18 protein-coding genes are annotated in these 22,859 nt (G+C 33.1%); 6 read left to right on the top strand and 12 right to left on the bottom strand.

Annotated features, from left to right (window positions below):
- Positions 1–135: 135 nt before the first annotated feature.
- Complete coding sequence (locus BR77_RS19705; RefSeq protein WP_422678741.1) at positions 136–546, top strand: DUF6884 domain-containing protein; 411 nt, start codon at positions 136–138, stop codon at positions 544–546.
- Positions 547–669: 123 nt separating this feature from the next.
- Here the strand turns inward: BR77_RS19705 and BR77_RS13935 are convergent, their stop codons facing one another.
- Positions 670–1,110, bottom strand: a complete 441-nt coding sequence (locus BR77_RS13935; RefSeq protein WP_010054581.1) for a DUF3955 domain-containing protein — start codon at positions 1,108–1,110, stop codon at positions 670–672.
- 545 nt (positions 1,111–1,655) lie between these two features.
- On the opposite strand from BR77_RS13935, the gene BR77_RS13930 reads away from it, so the two are divergent.
- Together BR77_RS13930 and BR77_RS13925 are read left to right on the top strand one after the other, a co-directional pair.
- Entirely contained in the window at positions 1,656–2,597 is a 942-nt protein-coding gene (locus BR77_RS13930) for a binding--dependent transport system inner membrane component family protein (RefSeq protein ID WP_015077400.1), read from the top strand.
- Positions 2,584–3,432 carry an ABC transporter permease subunit gene (locus tag BR77_RS13925; protein ID WP_015077401.1) on the top strand — a complete coding sequence of 283 codons (849 nt, stop codon included), beginning with the start codon at positions 2,584–2,586 and terminating at the stop codon, positions 3,430–3,432. The genes BR77_RS13930 and BR77_RS13925 overlap by 14 nt, the downstream gene beginning before the upstream one ends.
- Before the next feature lie 187 nt (positions 3,433–3,619).
- Here the strand turns inward: BR77_RS13925 and BR77_RS13920 are convergent, their stop codons facing one another.
- The 3 genes from BR77_RS13920 to licT all read right to left on the bottom strand — a co-directional run bounded on the left by BR77_RS13920 (position 3,620) and on the right by licT (position 7,308).
- Positions 3,620–4,306 carry a histidine phosphatase family protein gene (locus tag BR77_RS13920; RefSeq protein WP_015077402.1) on the bottom strand — a complete coding sequence of 229 codons (687 nt, stop codon included), beginning with the start codon at positions 4,304–4,306 and terminating at the stop codon, positions 3,620–3,622.
- 90 nt (positions 4,307–4,396) lie between these two features.
- Entirely contained in the window at positions 4,397–6,280 is a 1,884-nt protein-coding gene (locus BR77_RS13915; RefSeq protein WP_010054576.1) for a beta-glucoside-specific PTS transporter subunit IIABC, read from the bottom strand.
- Between the two features lie 194 nt (positions 6,281–6,474).
- Entirely contained in the window at positions 6,475–7,308 is an 834-nt protein-coding gene (gene licT, locus BR77_RS13910; RefSeq protein WP_010054573.1) for a BglG family transcription antiterminator LicT, read from the bottom strand.
- Positions 7,309–7,764: 456 nt separating this feature from the next.
- On the opposite strand from licT, the gene BR77_RS13905 reads away from it, so the two are divergent.
- Positions 7,765–8,364, top strand: coding sequence for a type 1 glutamine amidotransferase family protein (locus BR77_RS13905; RefSeq protein WP_035065397.1), 600 nt, complete (start codon positions 7,765–7,767; stop codon positions 8,362–8,364).
- 53 nt (positions 8,365–8,417) lie between these two features.
- Here the strand turns inward: BR77_RS13905 and abc-f are convergent, their stop codons facing one another.
- The 3 genes from abc-f to rlmN all read right to left on the bottom strand — a co-directional run bounded on the left by abc-f (position 8,418) and on the right by rlmN (position 12,665).
- Entirely contained in the window at positions 8,418–9,989 is a 1,572-nt protein-coding gene (abc-f, locus tag BR77_RS13900; protein ID WP_015077405.1) for a ribosomal protection-like ABC-F family protein, read from the bottom strand.
- Positions 9,990–10,346: 357 nt separating this feature from the next.
- Positions 10,347–11,477: an alpha/beta hydrolase gene (locus BR77_RS13895; protein ID WP_015077406.1), complete on the bottom strand. Its 1,131-nt coding sequence runs from the start codon at positions 11,475–11,477 to the stop codon at positions 10,347–10,349.
- 117 nt (positions 11,478–11,594) lie between these two features.
- Entirely contained in the window at positions 11,595–12,665 is a 1,071-nt protein-coding gene (rlmN, locus tag BR77_RS13890) for a dual-specificity RNA methyltransferase RlmN (RefSeq protein ID WP_029452047.1), read from the bottom strand.
- A 292-nt stretch (positions 12,666–12,957) separates the two neighbouring features.
- On the opposite strand from rlmN, the gene BR77_RS13885 reads away from it, so the two are divergent.
- Positions 12,958–15,591: a cation-translocating P-type ATPase gene (locus tag BR77_RS13885; RefSeq protein ID WP_016356611.1), complete on the top strand. Its 2,634-nt coding sequence runs from the start codon at positions 12,958–12,960 to the stop codon at positions 15,589–15,591.
- Between the two features lie 618 nt (positions 15,592–16,209).
- Here BR77_RS13885 and BR77_RS13880 read toward each other — a convergent pair.
- The 5 genes from BR77_RS13880 to BR77_RS18365 all read right to left on the bottom strand — a co-directional run bounded on the left by BR77_RS13880 (position 16,210) and on the right by BR77_RS18365 (position 20,752).
- Positions 16,210–17,580: a hypothetical protein gene (locus tag BR77_RS13880; RefSeq protein ID WP_162261919.1), complete on the bottom strand. Its 1,371-nt coding sequence runs from the start codon at positions 17,578–17,580 to the stop codon at positions 16,210–16,212.
- A complete protein-coding gene (locus tag BR77_RS13875) occupies positions 17,540–18,124 on the bottom strand; it encodes an FtsX-like permease family protein (protein ID WP_035065391.1) in 585 nt (194 codons plus the stop codon). Before BR77_RS13875 ends, BR77_RS13880 begins: the two co-directional genes overlap by 41 nt.
- Entirely contained in the window at positions 18,121–18,894 is a 774-nt protein-coding gene (locus BR77_RS13870; protein ID WP_015077410.1) for an ABC transporter ATP-binding protein, read from the bottom strand. The genes BR77_RS13875 and BR77_RS13870 overlap by 4 nt, the downstream gene beginning before the upstream one ends.
- A 130-nt stretch (positions 18,895–19,024) precedes the next feature.
- Positions 19,025–19,231, bottom strand: a complete 207-nt coding sequence (locus BR77_RS13865; protein WP_035065389.1) for a hypothetical protein — start codon at positions 19,229–19,231, stop codon at positions 19,025–19,027.
- 198 nt (positions 19,232–19,429) lie between these two features.
- Complete coding sequence (locus BR77_RS18365; RefSeq protein ID WP_051926735.1) at positions 19,430–20,752, bottom strand: MucBP domain-containing protein; 1,323 nt, start codon at positions 20,750–20,752, stop codon at positions 19,430–19,432.
- A 443-nt stretch (positions 20,753–21,195) separates the two neighbouring features.
- Between BR77_RS18365 and BR77_RS13855 the strand changes: the two genes are divergently transcribed.
- Positions 21,196–22,707 carry an AcpB/EbpR/MafR family transcriptional regulator gene (locus tag BR77_RS13855; RefSeq protein WP_015077414.1) on the top strand — a complete coding sequence of 504 codons (1,512 nt, stop codon included), beginning with the start codon at positions 21,196–21,198 and terminating at the stop codon, positions 22,705–22,707.
- Positions 22,708–22,859 lie beyond the last annotated feature (152 nt).

Here is a 22,859-nt window from a genome sequence, read left to right as displayed (position 1 = left end):
CGACAGATTCTGTGGTATACTATAAATTTACTCTAGTATATAAATAAAAAACTATTCAAAATTCAACAGGAGGTTATATAATTTATGATCATTATACCTAGTGGGAAACCTAAAATTTAGGATAAATCACCAGATATTGGTTCAATTTCAGCAAATCAAGCCTACACTGGTACCTTCCACAAACTTTGTCAGGCCTACGCTAAAGAATTTGACTCTGATTACTTAATTTTATCGCCCTATTATGGTTTTTTAAAGCCCGATGACTTCATTTCTGAGACTTATGATGTTCGTTTTACATTAAAAGGCGTTAATCAAAACACAATCCAATTAGCCGAATTAAAAAAACAATGGCAGCAACTAAATCGCCCCGAGACTACTCTAACTATTTTAGGTGGAAAAAAGTTTCAAGCTTTACTTAGAGAAATAGTTGGGCCTACTCTACTATTAAATTTCCCTCTAGCTGAAGCTGGCGGAATCGGCATCATGCAAAAATTCTTAAAAGATGCAGTTGCAACTAAAACAGAGCTACCTATAATTGAGAAATGAGCATAATTCAACTGATTCTATAACTAAATACTTTAAAAATAAAACAACACGATAGAATCAAAAAAATGACCACTCCTTTTTGGAATGGTCATTTTCAATAGCAAGAATTAGCCTAAATAAAATTTATTTTTTTCTATTTTTTATTAGAGTTACAACAAAAATAATGATGCCAACTGCCACAAGTAAGTATCCCAAAGGCAATAAGACAAATGGTTCGTGTAAGACTCCATCTTTACCGACTTTTGCTCCAATAATAGATTTAGCAGTCAGGCTGAGTACCCCTAATAAAAAAAGAATAACGCTGACCATATTTATTTTAGCCTTTTTCACTTCACTAGAATCTTTTACTAATTTTTCCCTCATAATATCGTCTCCTAAAATAAGTTGATCAAGGGAAATATTAAATAATTTAGCAATACTGACAACCATTTCCAAATCAGGAATATTTCTATTGTTTTCCCAACTTGAAATAGTTTGTCTGGAAACATTTAATTGCTGAGCTAACTGTTCTTGAGTGAGCTGATTATCTGTTCGTATTTTTTTTATTTGTGCACTAAATTCCATATGATTCCCCTTGTCCTCTTATTTATAACTCCTATTTGATAGGAATGAAAGATTGTATCACTAGCAACCCTAAATCTTTAGGACTAGAGTACAAGCATTGAAAAATAATTAAGCTCGTTGTGCAAGCAATGCTGTTTTATCAAGGTTTTCATTTTGATTCAATGAATAAATCACAAAAAATAGAATGACTATTTAGTGTCTTATATTTTTAGAAAAAAACTGCACTTCACTATACCTATATTATTTTTTCTGCCATTAAGCCATCCCTTTAATCAAATATAATTTTAGCATTTAAAAAATTTTTAATCAAATGGGTATTTTAAAAGATCAAATAGGTATTCTTCAACTACTATTTTAGATAATAAAAAGCTAGTTGAATCTCTGAAAAATAAAAATAGAACTGACTATTTTTAACGCTGAAATCAGCTCTATTTTTTATACTGAATGATTGACTATTACGACTCTTTCAACTATTGTAAGTTTAGATATAAAAAAGCTCATCAAACATTAGGTAGCTCGCAAAAATTAATTTAATGGAGGTTCAAATGAAAAAACATAAACTGAACTTAATCCTTTTACTTAGCTTCTTAGCCATCTGTTTACTCATAAGTTTTTTGTATGAACCCGTACTATCTAACTGGATGACAGTTAGAGTTCCAAGCTTAAAAAGTCAGGATGGAATTAGTTTCCCTCCTTATTCGCCAAATACGGTTAAGCCATTTGGAACAGATTTAGTTGGATTTACTCTGCTTTCTAAATTAATTCAGGGCTTTAAGTATACTTTTATCATTGTTTTTTTCTTAAGCCTCGCTCAACTAACTATCAGCTTTATCATTAGTTCTTTCACTTTTAAGTATCAAAAAAAACGTTGGGTTGGCTATGTACTTACTTATTTGGATAAACTATTAACTTTATTTCCGAAGCCCTTTTTATTATTGCTCTTAATTATACCTATTTACTTCACTACTATTTTTAATACAGAACCTAACCCTAGTTCCAATCAAGTACTATTAATCAAACAATTAATCGTTCTACTGCTTATCAGCCTCCCTAATTTAATTCAATTATTTCATAATGAACTTATTTATTTATTTCAGACAGACTATGCAAAAGCAAGTCTCGTTTTAGGCAGTACTCCTCGTCGAATGATGTTAGTTGCTTTACGCCCGCAACTCACTATTCTAAGCTTTGCTTTATTTTTTAAAACTGTTACTCAAAATCTAGCTCTATTTGTTTATCTTGCCTATTTCAACTATTTTTTAGGTGGAACATTATTAATCGAACTGGACTTAGGTACCCAATATTACCTACCATTATCTAATGAATGGAGTGGGATTATTGGTCAAAATATTCAATATTTAGCTGTAACACCTTGGACACTTTTAATTCCCATGGCTGCATACTGCCTATTTATTTTTATTGTTTCTCAGATTAATCAGAACTTAAAATCTATTCTAATAGGAGTTGAAGCCAATGAAATTATCTAAATCGTTGATTAAACAGTCCTTATACTCACTTTTGCTTATTCTTGGAGTAATTGCTTTGGTTTGTTATTTTTTAAATGCTAATCAACTTGATTCAAACTTTACTGTCTCTTTTCAACAAACGATTCAGCACCTACTCTCTTTTAGCTTTTGGCAACTATTCTTTCAAAATTATCAAACGGCTGGACAAAATTATACCTTACTATTAATCAGCAGTAGCTTGCTTTTTGTTGCACTATTTTTTATTAGTTATGCTTATTTCTATCGCTTTTTAAAACCAAAGCATCTTCATTTTTTACAGAAATTTTTCGCTAACTTAGAAACATTGCCAGTTGTTACTTTGGTCTTATTTTTACAGTGGAGCTTTATTAGTTTACATAAAGCTACTGGACTTCGCCTATTAACAACTATTGGTACACCAAGACAACCTATCTTTCTTGTTCCTTTTTTTATTCTCACTATTTTTCCCTGTATTTTTTTAATCAACTATCTGACACCTTATATTAAAGACGCTTATCATTCTGATTACTTTCTATTTGCTCGTTCATTAGGTTTTTCACATAGTCGACTCTTTGTTACTTATCTTCTACCCAATCTAATCCGCCCATTAAAATCAGTTATTGGTATTGTCTATCTGGAAATGGTTTCTGTCATGATTTTTATAGAACTACAATTTAATACTGGTGGTCTAATAACCAGTCTTTATAGGACTTTACTAGATTTTTCGAGACCACCAAACGCCTATGTTTTTATTTCGGCTTATTTACTCGTTCTTTTACTACCTTATGTAGTGCTAAAAACCGGGTTTAACTTCTTAACCCTTAGAAGAAGCACCTAAATATGATATAAAATAGATAGATTTGTTCTTATTATAAAAATCAATTCTAAAAAATTTTTCTTTTCCAAAAATAAAGTTTCTTTATCATGAAGTTGGGACACAAATCAAGCCAATCCCAAATAAAAAAGCATAAAATCAGCATTTGTAAAAATGGATTTCATGCTTTCTTACAGCTTTTGTCTCAGTCTTATTTCCAATAATCCATCGAGCCCATTTCTTTGACACTAAATTCTCCAGCCTCATAATAAAGCTTCGTAATACTAGCATTTTCAACACCAAAAATAGGAGTATCTTGCGTTAAACCTGCTGTTAAAGCAACAATTGACATACCATGGCTAACAACAAAAACATTGCCGCCCCCATTTTGGTCAGCTTCTTCTGCTATTTCACTAAAGGCTTTTTTTAAGCGATTTTGTAATGTTGGAAAATCTTCAGCAATCCCTAAAGGATCAATTTCTGATACAGCATTCATCGTTTTCTTAAACCCTTCAACATTCATTTCAGCCATCATCTCTTCTGGCGTTTCTAAACCCACATGTTGAGCCATTGCCGTCCACATATTCTCATCTGTATCACCTTCAAAATTACCAAAGCAAGCTTCCCTAATATCTTTTCGTTCTTTTAAGCGTAAATCTTTTCCCTTTTTATTTGCAGCTAAAACAATTTGGGCAGTTTCTCTAGCACGTCCTGAATCACTTGAATAAGCTGAAACAAAGTGATGGTCCGCTAATCCTCGACCTAATTGCTCTACTCCTTCGATACCTGCCGGTGTTAAAGGCGTATCACTCCAGCCTTGCACACGTCCCATCGTGTTAAACCAAGTTTGTCCATGTCTAGCTAAATAAATAATTGTTGGTTGCTTTTCTCCACTCATATTAAAAACCCACCTTTTTATTTTTTGTAAGAAAAAGCACTTGCAAGTTGCAAGTGCTTTCTTGATACTTCTATCATAAACTTTTTGACATTAGATTACAACTGTCATTAGATAATCTTTTGGCTCAACATCTTCTTTTTCAGTTGTTAAAACATCTAAGAAATCTTTCGAATTTGTAATAACAATTGGCGTCACAGTTGGAAAGCCTGCTGCTTGAATTTTTTCAATATCAAAGCTGACTAAGGATTCACCAATTTTCACATGTTGCCCTTGTTTTACATGGGTAGTAAATCCTTCACCATCTAATTGAACAGTATCCATACCGATGTGCATTAGAATTTCTGTTCCATCATCTGAAATAATTCCGATTGCATGTCCTGTTGGAAAAACAATAGTCACAATTCCATTAACTGGTGAAGTTAATTCACCAACACTTGGCTGAATCGCTAAGCCTTTACCTAATGCTCCTGATGCAAATGCTTCATCTTTGACTTCAGAAAGAGGAATAATTTGACCTTTTAATGGACTTTCAATTACTTCTTTTTCAATATACGTTCCTGCGTCTCCAGCTTGTGGTTCATCTTTTTTAGCAACAGGAATACTTGTATTGTCTTCAGGGACATCTTCAAAACCTAAAATATAAGTTAAGACAAAACCAATTACAAAGGCAATAATTGTACCAATAATAGCCATTGTAATACTTGACGATACATTTGGATCTGTACTAATAAAGCCTGGTAAACTTAACAAACTAACCAGTCCAAAAGTGAAGTTTTTAACCCCAGCAAATGCCACTACAGCACCACCGATTGCCCCACCAATACAACCAGCAATAAATGGTTTTTTCAATTTCAAAGTAACCCCGTAAACAGTTGGTTCAGTAATTCCGAATAAAGCTGTAATGGTTGAAGAACCTGCTAAAGCTTTCATTTTTGTATTTCTAGTTTTAAAGAAGACTGCAGCTGCTGCTCCACCTTGAGCTAGCACTGCTGGTAATAACATTGGAACCATTGTATCAAAACCAAATTCAGTTAAATTGGTCATCATAATTGGAACAAAGCCCCAATGCATTCCAAAGATAACTAACACTTGCCAGAAACCACCCATAAATGCACCTGCGATAATTGGGCTAAAGTTGTAAATTCCGCTATAAACCATACCTAACCATGTTCCAAACAATCCGCCTAAAGGTCCAATTGCTAAAAATGTTACTGGAACCATAACTAGTAATACACATAGTGGAACTAAAATAATTTTAACAAATTCTGGTATGAAAGAAGTAAAGAATCGCTCTACATAACTTTGCAACCAAATTGCTAAGATAATTGGAATAACCGTTGATGCGTATGATGCTGCTGTAAACGGAATACCAAAGAATGTTAGTCGTGCACCTTCTGCAATTGCGGCATTAAAGACTGGATGCATCAATGCTGCAGCAATCGCTACTGCGACATACGGATTTGTCTTAAATTTCTTAGCTGCTGTAAAGGCTAAGAAAATTGGTAGATAATTAAACACTCCATCTGCTGCTGCAAATAAAACCATATACGTACCTGATTCAGGTGTTAACCACTCCATCACAATTGCTAGCGCTAAGAACCCTTTTAGAACCCCCGCTCCTGCCATTGCACCTAGAAACGGCGTGAAAATTCCTGAAATAACATCAATTAAGGTACTAACTACGGAACCTTTTTCTTTAGACTCTTCTTTTCCACCAGTGTTTGTATCTAAACTAGTGATTGCCATTAATTCTTTATAGACTTCATTTACATGGCTTCCAATTACAACTTGATATTGTCCGCCACTTTCAACAACTGTAATCACTTCATCATGCGCTTCTAAACCTGCACGATTCGCTACACTTGAGTCTTTTAATTTAAATCGTAACCGCGTTGCGCAGTGAACGACTGAGTTAATATTTTTTTCGCCACCTACTAATTCTAAGACATCTTGAGCAATTTGCTTGTTATCCATAATTCTCTCTCCCTGTTTGCTTATTATTTGTTTTTATTTTTATAGTGATACAACCAAATCAAGCCAACAGACTTAACATTTAAAATAAAAAACCTAAATTGATAGTATAAATCTAGTGCCTGATAGGTCTAGACTTTTACGATCAACTTAGGTTTTGCCTGCATCACCAGTAACAATCCAATTTTGTGATAGTATTAATTTTCTGTAACACGATGAATATGAATGGTTAAATAAACTTGTTCATCGATTGATAATTCTTTATGATGCGCTTTTTCCAAATACTCGTTAATTTTAATTGAACATTCAAACGCTTTTTTATACTTTAGTTGAACTTGCTCGAACAAAAAATCATCCCCGGTATTAGGAATTTCTTCATTTAACATTCGTTGTGCAAAATATTGTAAATGAGTGACAAACCGCGTATAGTTTAAAGAATTTTCATCATAGACTAAACCGAAATGCAACCGGACAATATTTAATATGTCCTGCACGATATGAGTGATTTGGTAGGTTTTATTTAAATTATATCCCCCTTGTGAGGCGTTTACAATATGTAACGCAATCACAGCTGCCTCATCAATACTCAACTCAATGCCGAGTTTTTCCTTAACAATCTGAATCGCTTGAACGCCAATTTGATACTCTTTTTGGTAAAATTTCTTAATTTCCCAAATTAGCGGGTTCTTTATTTCTAGCCCCTCTTTTGTGCGAGTAATGGCAAAATGAATATGATCCGTTAAGGTTAAATAAATATTATTGCTTAGTTTATTGTCAATTTTTTCTTGGGCTATCTTGATAATTTCATTTGTAACTTCAATTTCTTCAGGCGGGATTTCACCAAACAGCTCTGCTAATTGATTGGTTATTTCCTTCCCTTCCATTACAAAAGTCTTCTCAATATAAGTTGGATCAATCTCATCCCCCACCTTTTTCTTAAAGGCGAGACCACGTCCCATAACAACCATTTCTTCTTGATGTTCGGTCAAGGTTAAAACGACATTATTATTCAATATTTTTTCAATTATCAAACTTAACTCCCCCCGATTCATCTAAAAAAGAAAAACCTAAACTCATTCCAAACTCACGTATACAAATACTAGCGTGATTTCGAATCAATTTAGGTTTTGCCTGCTGTTGCAGTAACAATCCTTCTCAATTACAAACTAACTATATCATGGAAGTTTATTTTTCGCAACCGGTTTCTTATTAATTTTTTTACTGCTATTTAAGAGTTTGAACAAGATAAGACAAATCATAAGTTGTTTACTGGTTTTTCCTTTTTATAGAAGAAGTACGAACAGACCGCTATAATTTAAGTCCGTAGATTTTAACTGATTTAGTCACACGAGCCTTCATTTGTTTGCTTTTAAAAATTAATTAAAATCCAATCGTCATTATTTTAAATTCCGACTAGAATACTGACATACTGCTGTCACCATTCTACTGCTAAACTAGTTTTAAATAAGAAAGAAGGTTGAATTGTAATGAACAAAATTATTTATGTTTATCTTTTAGATACTATGGCTGACTGGGAGCTCTCATATGTTCTTTCTGCTGTTAACATGCGAGAAATACAAAATAAAATCTCACACAAATATACGATTAAAACAGTTGGATATACCAAAGATACTATTCAAACAATGGGCGGTTTGACGGTAACGCCAGATTGTTCTATTGCTGAAATTGATTCAAACCAAATGGCGGCACTTTTACTTCCTGGAGCAAACACTTGGGATGCCCCTCAGCACCAAGCGCTTCTAAAAGAGGTTCCTGATTATTTAGAACAAGGAATCTTAGTTGCAGCTATCTGTGGGGCAACGCTAGCACTAGCTAATTTAGCTGTTTTAGATACTCGTAAACATACGAGTTCCGCCCTTGAATTTTTGACTGGCTTTTCACCAACTTATAAAGGACAAGCTTTGTATCAACAAGCACTTTCTATGACGGATAATAATCTGATTACAGCTAGCCCTGCTGGTGCTTTACTTTTCGCTAAACAAATTTTAACTGCTCTCGCTGTTTTCCCAATTCCAATGATTGAAGCTTGGTACAACTACTATCTAACTGGTGAGGTAGATTATTAGTTATAACTAGATTTTCTTACATATTCACTACAAGTCTATGATCCTCAATTCTATTACTTTAATTTTTGAGTTAACTCTTGGTATTCTTTTTCTAGTTCAAGTACATTATCTTTCTTACTTGGCATAGAAATTCTTCCTAATAAAGCAGATAAGCGGTTTTCAATAAGCATTTTTTCTTCCGAAGTTAATAAAGTTGCTCCTGCATCCTGCACTAATTCTGGACTAACTTCCAACGTTTCTGGTTCCCACATTTTTATTTTTTTATCACTTATCTGCCAATAATGTGTCGCTATATTTTCAACAAATTGCGTATCATGGGAAACAAATAAAATGGTTCCTTCATAAGATTTCAAAGCCGATTCAACTGCCTCGATTGAAGCCAAATCTAAATAATTTGTTGGTTCATCAAAGATTAATACATTAGCGGAACTAACCAATAATTTAGCCATAGAAACTTTATTTTTCTCACCACCGCTAATTACCGCAACCTTCTTGTAAACATCTTGCCCTTTGAACAACAACCGAGCCAATAGCATCCTAACAAAATCCTCTTCATGAATACTCTCTTTCATGACATTTCCTAAAATACTCTGTGATTCATCTAAGCCATCTAGCTTTTGGCTAAAATAACCTATCTCAACATTTTTAGCTTGCTGGATGTGTTTATCTTGCTCAATAATCATTTTGATTAATGTTGTTTTCCCAACTCCATTTGCTCCAATCAGAGCCGTTCTAGAATGGTTATATAAAGTAAATTCAGTATTTTCTAGTAGTTGTTTCGTGCTAAAACCTTTCGATACTTTGGAGCCAGATAACACGATTTTTTGGTGAATCTCACGTCCCTTATCCAGCTTAATTTTAATCGGTGCCAGTTCAATAGGTTTTGTTTTCACATCAAGGTGCTGGAGTCTTTGCTCCACATTCTTTACATTTTCACCAAGTTTCTTTTTAGCACGTTGATCGCCCATCTTATGAAGTCTTGCTTCAGAGTTTCCCATACGACTTGGCGCTTTTTTCACTTTGGCCGCACGTTTTTCTGTTGCCTCGGCCACTTTCTTTAGTCGACGTTTTTCTTTTTCATAAGTTATATATTCACTTTCTGCAGTCATTTTTTCAATTTCTTTTTGTTCACGATACGCATCGTAATTCCCAGAATAAAAATGAACGACGCCATTTTCAAGTTCGACTATTTTTGTACAAACAGCATTCAGAAACGCACGATCATGAGAAACAATTAAGGCTCCACCTGCAAAATGTTTCAATCTTTTTTCTAAATAAGCTCGCCCATCTTGATCTAAATGGCTGGTAGGTTCATCAGCGAAAAGTAAACCTGTCTCCATTTGAAAAGCTTCTTGAATTCGTTGCTTCGTTTCTTCACCACCACTTAAGGATGTTGTTTCTTGATTTTCTGGTAGTTGTTCAATAAATCCAATCGGGCTATTAATTACAACACTACCAGTATCAGCTTCTTCTTTACCTGCTAAAATAGTTAGTAATGTTGTTTTCCCGGTTCCATTTAAACCGACAATTCCAATGCGCTCTCCAGGATAAATAATCCACTTAGGAATTTCAAATAGGACTTTCTCACCAATTGCTTTTTTTATATTTGTTGCTTCGATTAGCATAAAAAAACCTCCTTCAATATCTGAAGAAGATTGAATTTCAGTATGTAAAAATAGACCTATCCCTAAATTAGGAATTGGGTATTATGACATTCTTGAAATAGAATCCACTTTCAGATTAGTTTTACGCAATTCTAAAGAAACCGCCCCTATAATAGGTTCGTCGTTATTTTTAGAATTCAGTTAACTAAAATCGTGAATACTTATTTCATGTCCTTAATACCTGTACCTCTCTTAGAATGGTCTTACAAGAACTATAATAAATCATCCTGCTGAAAATTTCAAGGAAAAGATATTTTTCAGCTAATAGCCGACGTAGAAAAAATCATAAGCTAGTTAAGGCTTATGATTAAATCTTTCTTATTCATTTCTTCCCATAGATTCTTTAAACGTTTTGACAATTTCATTAGCACAATCTTCTGCTTGTGGATAAAGACCAATTTTATCGATAAACGCGTGGAACATTCCTTCATAACAAATTGTTTTCACTTCGACTCCTGCTGTTTCCAACTTTCTACCATAGTCCAAAGCAAAAGGACGAAGATAATCATAGCTTGCAACAACAATCAGAGTTGGTGGCATCTTTTCTAGCTCTGCTTTTGAAGCATGTCCCGGTGAAAGTAAGGGTGAATGAACATCTAGTTCGCCTGCATAAACGGTACGAATCATTTCATGGGACGCTGCCATTCCAACAAAACCGGGAGCTAATTTGGCGCTTAATGCTGGATTCGCCCCAAACTTCTCAATCGGCCATTGTTTAGCAGCTAACGTTTCTTCATCCAAATATATGGCTGGATAGAGCAAAGCCTGAAAGGCAATCAAATTATTTTCTTGTTGGCGATCCAAATAAGAACAGACTGCAGCTAAATTCCCGCCGGCACTATCCCCAGCCACTGCGATTTGATTTGGATTTATGCCTAATTCACTGGCACACTCATGGGCCCATTTTACTACAGCGTAACACTCATCACTAGCAACTGGAGCTTGAAATTCTGGAGCAAGTCGATACTCGACATTTAGAACAATACCTTCTAATTGTTCAGCCATCACCTTACAAAAATTTTCAGTTACTTGGCTAGTTCCGCCCACAAAACCTCCGCCATGGAAAAATATAATAGCAGGTTTGGTTTTATTTATAGCGCCTGATTGGTAAATACGAATGGGGATTTCACCGTGTGTTCCATTAATTTTTTGAACTTTCGTTTCAATCCCTTCACTTATATCTACATTGGAAGAACCCATTGTTTGACGCATAATTAATGCAAATTGGCGTGCAACTTCGCTATCTGAAAAATCAGGCATGATTGCAGTTGCTTGATCAATAGTTTCATTCGTTCCTGTTTTAGATTCTTTCATTTGGTCCTGAATCACAATCGGGTCAATTTCTCCGGGAATAAAATCAGGATTGTGTTTATTTATAACTTGAATACCATCTTCTACTGACACTGCTTGTTGTGTCTTTAATGCCTTAACAATTTCATTTAATTCCATTAAATTCAACTCCCAAACTTGTAGTTAGTTTAGTTTATCACCTTTTCACTATATTTGTAAGCGGGAACAAAACTATGCAAAAAAAGACCTAGGAAATTTATCCTAAGTCCTTGATCATTATGCTTCTGTTGATTCTTTCTTCATTTGCTTGCTACGTAATTGACCACAAGCTGCATCAATATCGCTGCCTTGTTCTTTACGAACTACTGAATTGATTCCTTTTTTCTTAAGTGTATCGTGAAATGCCAACACATCCGCTTTTTTACTACGGCTATATTGATCATGTTCTGAGACAGCATTATAAGGAATTAGATTCACGTAAGCTAAATGGCGCTTATCAGCTAGCAATTTTGCTAACTCCAAAGCTTGTTCTTTTTGATCATTTACGCCACGTAACATAATGTATTCAAAAGTAATTCGACGATTGGTTTTCTCTAAATAATAATCCACAGCATCCATTAATTTCTCAATTGGGAAATTGCGATTAATGCGCATAATGCTTGTGCGAATTTCATTGTTAGGCGCATGTAATGAGATTGCTAAATTAACTTGCAAGCCATTTTCAGCAAATTCTTTAATTTTAGGTGCTAAACCACTTGTTGAAACGGTAATATGACGTGCCCCGATTGATAACCCTTTTTCATTGTTCACGATTCGTAAGAAACTCATGACATTGTCGTAATTATCAAATGGTTCACCGATTCCCATTACCACAATATGACTCACTCGATCGCCAGTCTCTTTCTCATCGAGATACTGTTGCACTTGCATAATCTGAGCGACAATTTCGCCAGCTGTTAAATCACGTTGTTTTTTGAGTAAACCACTAGCACAGAATGTACAGCCAATATTACAGCCAACTTGAGTTGTAACGCAGACAGATAAACCATACTCATGGCGCATTAAAACTGTCTCAATCAGTAACCCATCGTGCAATTCAAATAAATACTTAATCGTTCCATCATTTGATTCTTGCACAACCTTCTGAATTAAAGGTTGAACAATAAAGTTTTCTTCTAATAATTGAATCAATTCTTTTGATAAGTTCGTCATTTTTGCGAAAGAAGTAACACGTTTTACATAAAGCCAGTCCCATACTTGAGTAGCGCGAAAAGCTTTTTGGCCATTTTCTACGAACCATTCAGTTAACTCATCATTTTTCAAACCATAAATAGATGGTTTCATTATATTTTACCCTCACTTTTTTGTTTAAGCTTCGTTACACATATCACAATGGATAGTCTTTAATAATATATACTAAAAAGCGGCTGAGAGCAATCATTACTACTAGATTCTAATCACTAATTTAAACTTTGTTCATATTTTGCTAACTTTATATGCAAAAAAAACTTCTATAGTGTAGGGAAAATTTCTTGTAAATTAGTTATTTTTTTGTTACACTTAAAAAAGCAAGCAATCACTTGCTCGCAAAAAAAGCGAGCTTAAATAGAACAAAAATCATATTAAAGGAGAGTAATGCATGGATTTCAAAACAAAAAAAAGAAACGACTTACTTGAGCTGTTGAAAACTAATGAGAATAGCGGTTTAACAGATAATCAGGTTGAAAAAGCTAGAGAAACATATGGCTATAACCAGTTTAACGAAGAGGAAAAAGAATCTCTTTTCACCAAAATTATGCATCAACTAAAAGAAATAACAACAATAATACTCTTGTTCGCTGCTGCTATTTCCCTATATTTAACGATTACCATCCACCCAGATGATTTTGCAGAGCCTCTTGTCATCATTTCTATCGTTATTTTAAACATCTTTTTAAGTATCAAACAAGAAAGCAATGCTGAAAAAGCTCTGGATTCATTAAAAAGTTTAAATGCACCTCGGGCAAATGTTATTCGTGAAGGTCAAACTGAAGAAATCGATGCACATGAACTCGTACCTGGCGATATTATTTTACTTGAAACTGGAGAAATGATTCCAGCTGATGCCCGCATTTTAACAAGTAGTGGCTTAAAAGTTGAAGAATCAGCTTTAACTGGAGAAAGTGTTCCTGTTGATAAAGATCCCGAAATGGATATTCCTGCTGATGCGCCACTGGGGGATCAATTTAATATGGTCTTCTCAGGCTGTTTAATTACAAATGGTCGAGCAAAAGCTGTTGTTGTTGCAACTGGTATGGAAACTGAAATGGGTAAAATTGCTGGTTTGTTAAATAGTACGAAAAAAGCAACGACACCACTTCAAATGCGTTTACATGAACTAGGTAAAAAATTAAGTCTAATTGCTTTGTTAGCTGGTGCTTTAATTTTTGTAATCGGCTATTTACAAGGCGAAACAATGGCAGAAATATTAATGACAGCCGTATCGTTATCTGTTGCTGCAGTACCTGAAACACTTCCGGTTATCGTGACAATCACGCTAGCTTATGGCGTCCAAAATATGGTGAAGCGCAATGCCATCATTCGAAATATCCCATCGGTTGAAACACTTGGTAGTGCCTCGGTTATTTGTTCAGATAAAACTGGAACCTTAACACAAAATAAAATGACGATTAAAGAATTATGGGCAGTCAATCACCAACCAATTAAAGCTAAGGATGACTATAATGAAGACGAAGAACAATTACTAAGACTTCTAAGTTTAGCTAACAATGCCACAATTGAAGATCGTGATGGTTCTGAAAAACAATCAGGTGATCCAACAGAAACAGCGATTATCCGCCTTTTACAAGAACGTGGTCAAGAAAAAACTGAGTTGGAACAAAAATATCCTCGGGTTCATGAAATTCCTTTTGACTCAGAACGAAAACTGATGACGACGGTTCACGAATTGGATGATGGGTTTATTTCAATTACAAAGGGAGCATTTGATCGTATCCCTGTTGATTTTAGCAGTCAGATTGGCGAAGAAGCTATTAAGGTTCATGACGAATTTGCTGAAAAAGCCCTACGTGTTATTGCTGTTGGATATAAAAAATACGACACCTTACCAGAAGATTTAACACCTGAAGAATTAGAAAGTGGTATTACTTTCGCTGGTATTATCGGTATGATTGATCCTCCTCGTGAAGAGAGTCAAGAAGCCGTTCGAGCGGCTAAGTCAGCGGGAATTAAAACCGTAATGATTACTGGGGATCATATTGTGACCGCCAGTGCTATTGCTAAAGAAATTGGGATTTTAGAAGAGGGAGACAAAGCCATTACAGGTGCCGAACTTGCTAAGCTTTCTGATGATGAACTACAAGCTACTGTTCGCGATTACGCTGTTTATGCTCGTGTCTCTCCTGAAGATAAAATTAAAATTGTCAAAGCATGGCAAGCAAATGGTGAAGTCGTTGCCATGACTGGTGATGGGGTTAACGATGCTCCTGCATTGAAAGCTGCTGATGTTGGAACAGCGATGGGAATTGCTGGTACAGACGTTTCAAAAAATGCGGCTGATATGGTCTTAACCGATGATAATTTTGCGACGATTGTTCATGCTGTTGAAGAAGGTCGACGCGTCTATGAAAATATTCGTAAAGCAGTCTACTTCTTATTAAGCTGTAATGTATCCGAGATTTTCATCATGCTAATTGCTGTTAGTATGGGTTGGGGTGTTCCAGTTATCTCTGTTCAATTGCTTTTAATTAACGTTGTTGCAGATGGAATTCCAGGATTTAGTTTAAGTAAAGAAAAAGCCGATGCTGATATTATGGAACAAAAACCGACACCTAAAAATGCAAGTATCTTTAGTGGTGGGTTGTTACAAAAAATTGGGGTTCAAGCTGTAATTTTCACGATTATTACCCTAATTGGTTTCTATGTCGGATCATTTATTGATATTAACGGAACGATTACCGCTAGTCATGATGTCGGTCAAACAATGGCCTTTATCATTCTTGGTTGGTCATCTGTTATTCATATTTTCAATGCTCGTAGCAAAGAATCTATTTTCAAAATTGGCTTTATGTCAAATCCATTGTTATTCTGGTCTGCGCTTTTCTCAATTGCAATTGTTTTATTCGTTGCGATTGTACCACCAGTAGCAAGTATTTTTTCACTAGTTCAACTAAGTGGAGCTCACTGGTTATTAGCAACTGGATTGTCAATCATTCCATTGGTTGTTATTGAAATCCAAAAAGCTGTCTTACGCAAAATGGGACGTAGCTTCTAATTAAATAAGCATATAACTAAGCCTTGTTGAACGAATTCTATTAAAAGAATTCGTTACTATAACGAGGTACATTCTCCTATTGATTGCATATAATCATACTACTAATAGAATTGAAATTGAAAACAAGAGACAAATTCCATTTAAATATTTTTACTAGCAATCAAAACCTTGAATTAATAGTGGTCAAAAGAAGTCAGCAATTTATAAGTTGCTGACTTCTTTTTTTTTAGTACTTTTTATTATGACGCACTTTAATCTCCAGTTGATACTCCGAAGTGATTACATCAAATTTATCGCGTATATTCTCAGAAAACAATTAGTTCTGTTCATTAGTAGCTACAAATACTATGTTACTCTGAAAAAAATAGTTATAAATAAAATAAAAAACATCCCTATTAAAGCTTTTTTCAACATATTAAAATCCTCATTCTCTTTTTTCTACATTACCTGGACATTTTTCATCAGCCAATTATCTAATAAAAGAGTTACTAAAAAACAATCTGAATAACTACGTATTTAGTTAGAATCCAAAAATTTTGATGATCCTGCTAGTAAAACATAGTAAAGATATCAGCATTAATAAAGTACTTTAAAAAATTTCTTTTATTATATTACGACCTATCTTTCAAGAGGTTTGATAATGGCTATTTTTTTGTAACGATTTACGGTAACTACAAAGTAGAAATAAAAAATCAAAATATAGGCAAGAATTACAATTATGAGCGGCCAATAATGACGGATATTTGTTCCTGAAGACAAATAATTAGCTAAAATCATTAAGACACAATGTAATATTCCAATAAATAACGGGATAAAAAAGATAATTCTCAGTTGTTTTGAAATAATAATTTTTATTTTAGCTTCGTCCATACCTAGTTTATTCATTAGATTAAACTGATTTATTTGGCTATAGGCCTCGTTTGATTGTTTAAAATATAAGATTGATCCTGTTGCAAAAACAAATACAAAACTAACAAAAAAACTGACAAATAAAAATAATCCCCCTGAAGTTGCTGCTTCATATCTCACTAAAGTTGATGACGTTAAATGGATTGATACTAAACTGCCATTCTTATCTTCGTTAGCCAATGAAATCAGTTGTTTTGCAAGACTAACAGAGTCTGTGTTTGCTTTCAAATCGATCATAGTATATTTATTTACATTGAAATTGGTTAACTTTTTTACAACATCATCACGAACTATGAATAAGTTTTTCTTTGGATTGAATGGTTTTAAAGTTGAAAACTCTTTAATTTGATTTAGTCCTAATTGTTTTCTACTAGAGGATTGTTCAAAGTCTTGAGTCAACTCTTTTTTTGAGGTTTGTTCATTCGAAATAATGGCATAGGTTTCGCCTTCACCAAGCTTTATATCGGAACTAGGTTGTCCCTCTTTTTCTAATAATTGTTCGTATTCTCCTATTGATAAATATTCACTATCATCTTGCCAAAAAGTTCGAACTGTTTTGCTAAAATAAAGATTTCCTTTTGGAATTGCTTCTATTATTTTTGTATCTAATTCTTGAGTTGAATTTGTTAATTGATAGGATGCTGGTATAAGATTTACTGAATTTTTATTAATAGATAAATATAAAGTGCTCGAAAAAGCAACTGCCAACAATGTTCCAGTAATCAATAATGACACCAATGACATTAGATTAATTTGTGATTTTAGATTAAAACGTAAATTTGATAAAGCTATCATATTATTGTTGTTGTAGTATATTTCTTTATTTTCTGATAACTTTCTAATAATAAAAGGTAAGAACATTTTTATTACTAAATAAGTACCTAAAACCAATAAAGTTGCAATGAGAACTGAGCCCAATGGTGTTGAGGCTTTTATTCCCAAATAATTAAAAAGATTAATTTTAGAATTAGGAAGCAAAAGCTGAATATAAGTAATGACAATTAAGACAAGTCCTACTATACCAAGAATTCCACTTTCTTTACCTAAATGCTGTATTTTTTTCTTCCTTAAGTAGTGCAATAAGAGAATGACGATAAACTATTTTATAGTTACTAATGACATTAAAAACCATTACAATAAGAAATAATAAACTAGTTAAAATCATCCCTGTCCAACTTATTGAAAAACTATTTTCCAAATTTATTTGTGTAATTTTTAAAAATAGATCAATAATAAATTTTGAAAAAAATGCACTAATTAAAAGTCCACTTATTAATGAGATCGCTCCTAGAATAATGGTTTCTAAGGCTAATAGATTTCCCATTTGAAACTTTTTTATTCCAATTAGTGTGTAAATGCCAATTTCTTTCTTTCTTTTTTTGTTCATTAAAGCTGACATGTAACCATTAAAAATAACCACAAAAAGGATTAATATGATACCAGCAATTGATAAGGAAACATAAAAAATAAGTCCATTTTCAATAGCATCTTGCACATTTCGATTCAAAATCAATGAAATAAAAGTATATACAATTACCGTGGTTACAATTTGAGATAATATAAAAAGGAGGTAGTCCTTTAAATTTTTACGAACATTATTTAAAGCTAATCCAAAAAAACTCACGAAACCTCACCACCTACTCGTTCAATTTCTTCCAAGATTTCCTTTAGAAACTCTCCTTTTGTTAAATTTGAACGGCTTAATTCTCGAATTATTATTCCATCACTAATAAAGAGAATACGTTGGCAATAGCTAGCTGCAACAGCATCATGAGTAACCATTACAATAGTCGCCTCTTCATTTTTGTTTAAGCCATCAAGCAATTGAAGTAACTTGCTAGCTGACTTTGAATCTAACGCTCCTGTCGGCTCATCTGCAAATATTAAGGCTGGATTTGTTATAACAGCTCGAGCTGCAGCAACTCTTTGTCTTTGTCCTCCTGATAAATCTAATGGATACATGCTTTCTAATTCAAAAATATCAAATATTTGAGTAATTTTTTTGAATCGCTCTTCTATTTTCATTGTTTTGCTCAAACTTTTTTTCATTCCTAATGTTAAAGGTAAAATAATATTCTCCTTAACAGTTAATGTATCTAATAAATTGTAATCTTGAAATATGAATCCTAATTCGTTACGTCTAAAATCCGCAAGCTCTTTCTCATTAAATGAAGCCAATAGTTTATTATTAATTTCTACAGAACCTTTAGTGGGAGTATCAATTGTTGACAGGATATTTAAGAATGTTGACTTTCCAGCTCCAGATGCTCCCATTATTCCAACAAACTCGCCTTTAAGTATTTCAATATCAATTCCATTAATTGCTTTAATGATGTTATTTCCCGACTCGAATGATTTAATTAATCCTTTTGCTCTTAAAATAGAATCCCTCACAAAAAATCCCCCATATTTTCACACATTTCTATCTGTCTCCACATTCTTATTTGTATTCAACTATATTCCTTCTATCTATTAAAAAATCTCAGAAATATATTCAATTATAAGCAGTAAAACCTCTCCATTTTTATCCTTTAGCGCATAGTACTTCTGACATATATTCAACTAATTTCACTTCTTTTACTTGTGCAAAACTAGATTTAACAAAATCTCTTACCCATTCCTCTGGTAATCCCATTGGAAAAATTAATTCTTTTTTTATAACTCTGTCATCTAGTGTTATAAATTCTACATAATATAAAGTACTGTCTACCCAATAATCTTCAATTAACATTTCTTTATCCTCCTGTCTATAATATATCCATACTAAAAAAGAAATGATGGCAACTATATTACCGACTTCTATTCTAGCAAATTATAAATCTTTCAACTTCATTATCCTAGGTCGGAACTTTGGTTAAACGGAAAAATATAACACTTAAAAAATTGGAAATATATATTTTAAAGCAATTCATGTAGGCAATATATCCTTTTAATTAGATACATTTTTATTTTTTGAAATACCAATCATCAAACCAAATAAGCTTAAAATAATGAGACCAAATATAGCATAAGATGAATTTTTTCTTTCCCCTGTTTTAGGTAGCAAATCCCGGCTGCTTATTAATGTTATTTTTTTATTATCCTGGTCATCAAATGATTTTTCCATTGGTTGATCGACTACTCCACTTGTAATTTCTATTTCTTTATACACATAGGTTATAGTTTGACCCGTTTCACCCAAAGTACCAAAGGCGTTTTTTGGCAATTGTGACTCGTCTAAGGTATACCCTTCGATTTTTATCTTGTATTCTTCTGTACTGACATTATAAGCATCCCCTATATTTCCACTAATAAATTGAGGAGCATGAATTTCTAATCCCTCACTATTCAAATAAATCACTCTAATATCCTGTGCTTTGACAGGTATTTTATGGTATATATACCTTACAGTTTGAGGATTTTCGCTCAATATCCCTGTAGAGTTATTGGGTAATTGAGATTGATCTAATTCGTATCCCTCAATCAGTAATTTATAATCATCTGTTCGGCTGTCATAAGCATCCCCTATATTTCCACTAATAAGTTTTGGAGTATGAATCTCCAATCCATCAGGATCCAAATACACAATCTTAACATCCTCAGCTTTGGTTGGTATTTTGTCATACACATACGTCACAGTCTGCGCATCTTCACTTAGTACACCTAAAGCATTTGATGGTAATTGTGACTCATTCAGTACATACCCTTCAATTCTTAACTTATACTCATCCGTACTACTATCATAATTATCACCTACATTTCCGCTAATAAGTTTTGGAGAATTTATTTCTAATCCTCCTGCATCTATATAACGTATTGTTACTGGTGAGGCTGGCAAAAAATTGGCTTGTAGTGGTAAAACATAGCTTGCCTGATTACCTGCCCCATCCTCGTAGGTTAAGTAAACATTAACTTCTCCTTCAACAGTTGGCATTCCTTCAATATCAACATAGCCATATCTAGAATGATCTCCTACTTTTTCTTCGCTGTATCTAACATTAGTGAAAAACATTGTTGCAAGAGAGCCCTCCAAAGATACTTTAACGTTATTTTTTATACCCGATCCACCATTAGGATTATCTTGAAGAGTGAGTGTTTTTTTATATAATTTATTAACAGTAAGCTTTTGAATTGGTAACAATTCTGGTTCTTGATACATATCTTCCATTACATAACCCTTGCTTTCTGATGCTGATATACTTGAAACTGAACAAAAAAATAGCGAACTAATTATTATAACCTCTGCCGTACTTTTCCAAAATTTAATTTTCATAACTAATCTCCTAACACATATAGTTTCACCTTTTGTATCTTTGTTTAAAACAGAATATTCTTTGCTCCTTTAATTTTATTTATTACAAAAAGAATAACAAAAAAAGAGTATTAAAAATGCTCAATTTATGCACTTAAAATTAACACTACTTGACAGTTTTTCAAATAGATTAACTACTAATATAAAGATTAAACTAAAAGATAGTCTCTTTTAGTTCAACCTTTTTACCAATCTTTAATCGAAGAATATTATGATAATTTCTATATCTTTTATATTTACTCCCATACTCTTGATTAACACTAAAATTCACTATACGCCTCCAACGTAATCGCAACTCCGTAACTAACGGTGTTTAAATAAAAAGTTATAAAGGATAACAAAATAAGAGACATATCTCTATTGCTAAGCTATAATGATAGAAAAAAAGACTCAAGGAGATAAACATGGAACTTACAAAAGAAGCACGTCGAATTTTAGAGCAAGAAACACTTATTCTCTTAACACTGCTTTTATTGATTAATAAACAAAGAGATTGGATTAGTATCGACGATCTTGCAAAAAAGACTTCTTACGAGCGTCGAACTATCATGAAATACTTATTAAAACTCAAGGAACAAGCTGAAATATTTGATAGTAGTCAAGAATTAATCCAAGTAATCAAAAATAACAAAGTTTACTGCTCATTTAAAGATGAAATTCAGTTAGTTATGTTTATCACGTTTATTGTTGAGCAAAGTATTTCTGTGCAATTATTAAAAAGTATATTTTTTGATGAAGAATTAAATCGTATCAAGTTTTCAACTGAGCATTACATTAGTGAATCTACATTTAGAAGAACCATTCATTTATTTAGGGAACAAATTATTCCATTTAATATACAATTAAAAAGCAAAAAGCGTTACTACTATTTAATTGGTGATGAGTTACAAATTCGTTTTTATGCTTATCTTGCTTTTTGGGCAACTTATCAAGGAGTTTCTTGGCCTTTTCCAATTTCTGAGCAAAAAGTACGAACCACTCTTACGCAATTACTTGGCGATAGCTTTCTTTCCTTGGATCATCCTTATCAAAAAAAATTAAGCTATTTATTCGCTGTTAACTATCATCGATGGAAACTAGGTCACAATCCGGTAATAGAAAATGAGACTCAGAGTGTCTGTAATACTATTTCAAAAAAATACCTTGAAACTATAGATAACACATCTTTTTTGCGCCCTATAAATTGGACTGAAAATGAGGCTATTTTCTTTTTAAGCCAACTTCAGGCAGAGGCATTTATTTATACAACTACTTTAGGCGATTTTTTTATTAAAAACCACCAGTCAATAGCTTCTAATCCTTATTACTCATTAGTCATTCACAAAGAAGAACTATTAAATTATTACTCACTTCGCCTACTTAAAGAAAATGTCAGATTATTTGATACTTATTCTTTAGCTAGTCATATTCATGCTAGCTTTTACAATGGTTTTGTTGGTACTTTGGGAGGCTATGATTCGGATATTATTAGTGCCAATGATTACCCTTGCTTATACCATGAGATGACTAGTTTTATCAGACACCTACAAACCAAGTATCCTGAACAAAATTTTGAGAACGGAAAATATCTTCTTTATCGATATACCTTATTATTTAGTATAGTGGAAAAACAAGTTTTTTTTGAACCACCAATTTACCTAAAGTTCATTACAGATCAATCCATGGTTGTCCAAAATTTAGTATGTTCGAAAATAAATTCAATCTTTTCTCATGAATTTAATCTTATTTTTTTATCCTCTTCAGACACTACTCAGGCAGATATCAGTATTTCAACCTCCGTTATTCCTGACCTATTTAACTATTTGGATCGTTTTGAAGCTACTTACATTAGTAATGAGCTATCTTCTAGTGATATTCAAATTCTTCGTACAAAGTTCAACGGGATAGTCTCATCAAAAATGAGTCCGAATAACTAATTTACGTATTAAAACTTATTATATTAGAACACTCTAACCAACTTCGATATTATTCTTTTGGAGACAAAATCAATATAACCACTTATTTAAAAATTAATACTTATTCGATCAAAAAATGAGTTGATTAAACTGCTCTTTTTGACTCACTATGG

This window comes from Carnobacterium maltaromaticum DSM 20342, from assembly GCF_000744945.1.
Lineage (GTDB): Bacteria > Bacillota > Bacilli > Lactobacillales > Carnobacteriaceae > Carnobacterium > Carnobacterium maltaromaticum.
This window is presented reverse-complemented; position numbering and strand designations above follow the sequence as displayed.

Coding starts and splice junctions, on each gene's coding strand:
- BR77_RS13935 (WP_010054581.1), bottom strand. CDS start 1,110: ATGGAATTTAGTGCACAAATAAAAAAAATACGAACAGATAATCAGCTC.
- BR77_RS13930 (WP_015077400.1), top strand. CDS start 1,656: ATGAAAAAACATAAACTGAACTTAATCCTTTTACTTAGCTTCTTAGCC.
- BR77_RS13925 (WP_015077401.1), top strand. CDS start 2,584: ATGAAATTATCTAAATCGTTGATTAAACAGTCCTTATACTCACTTTTG.
- BR77_RS13920 (WP_015077402.1), bottom strand. CDS start 4,306: ATGAGTGGAGAAAAGCAACCAACAATTATTTATTTAGCTAGACATGGA.
- BR77_RS13915 (WP_010054576.1), bottom strand. CDS start 6,280: ATGGATAACAAGCAAATTGCTCAAGATGTCTTAGAATTAGTAGGTGGC.
- BR77_RS13905 (WP_035065397.1), top strand. CDS start 7,765: ATGAACAAAATTATTTATGTTTATCTTTTAGATACTATGGCTGACTGG.
- abc-f (WP_015077405.1), bottom strand. CDS start 9,989: ATGCTAATCGAAGCAACAAATATAAAAAAAGCAATTGGTGAGAAAGTC.
- BR77_RS13895 (WP_015077406.1), bottom strand. CDS start 11,477: ATGGAATTAAATGAAATTGTTAAGGCATTAAAGACACAACAAGCAGTG.
- BR77_RS13885 (WP_016356611.1), top strand. CDS start 12,958: ATGGATTTCAAAACAAAAAAAAGAAACGACTTACTTGAGCTGTTGAAA.
- BR77_RS13865 (WP_035065389.1), bottom strand. CDS start 19,231: ATGTTAATTGAAGATTATTGGGTAGACAGTACTTTATATTATGTAGAA.
- BR77_RS18365 (WP_051926735.1), bottom strand. CDS start 20,752: ATGAAAATTAAATTTTGGAAAAGTACGGCAGAGGTTATAATAATTAGT.
- BR77_RS13855 (WP_015077414.1), top strand. CDS start 21,196: ATGGAACTTACAAAAGAAGCACGTCGAATTTTAGAGCAAGAAACACTT.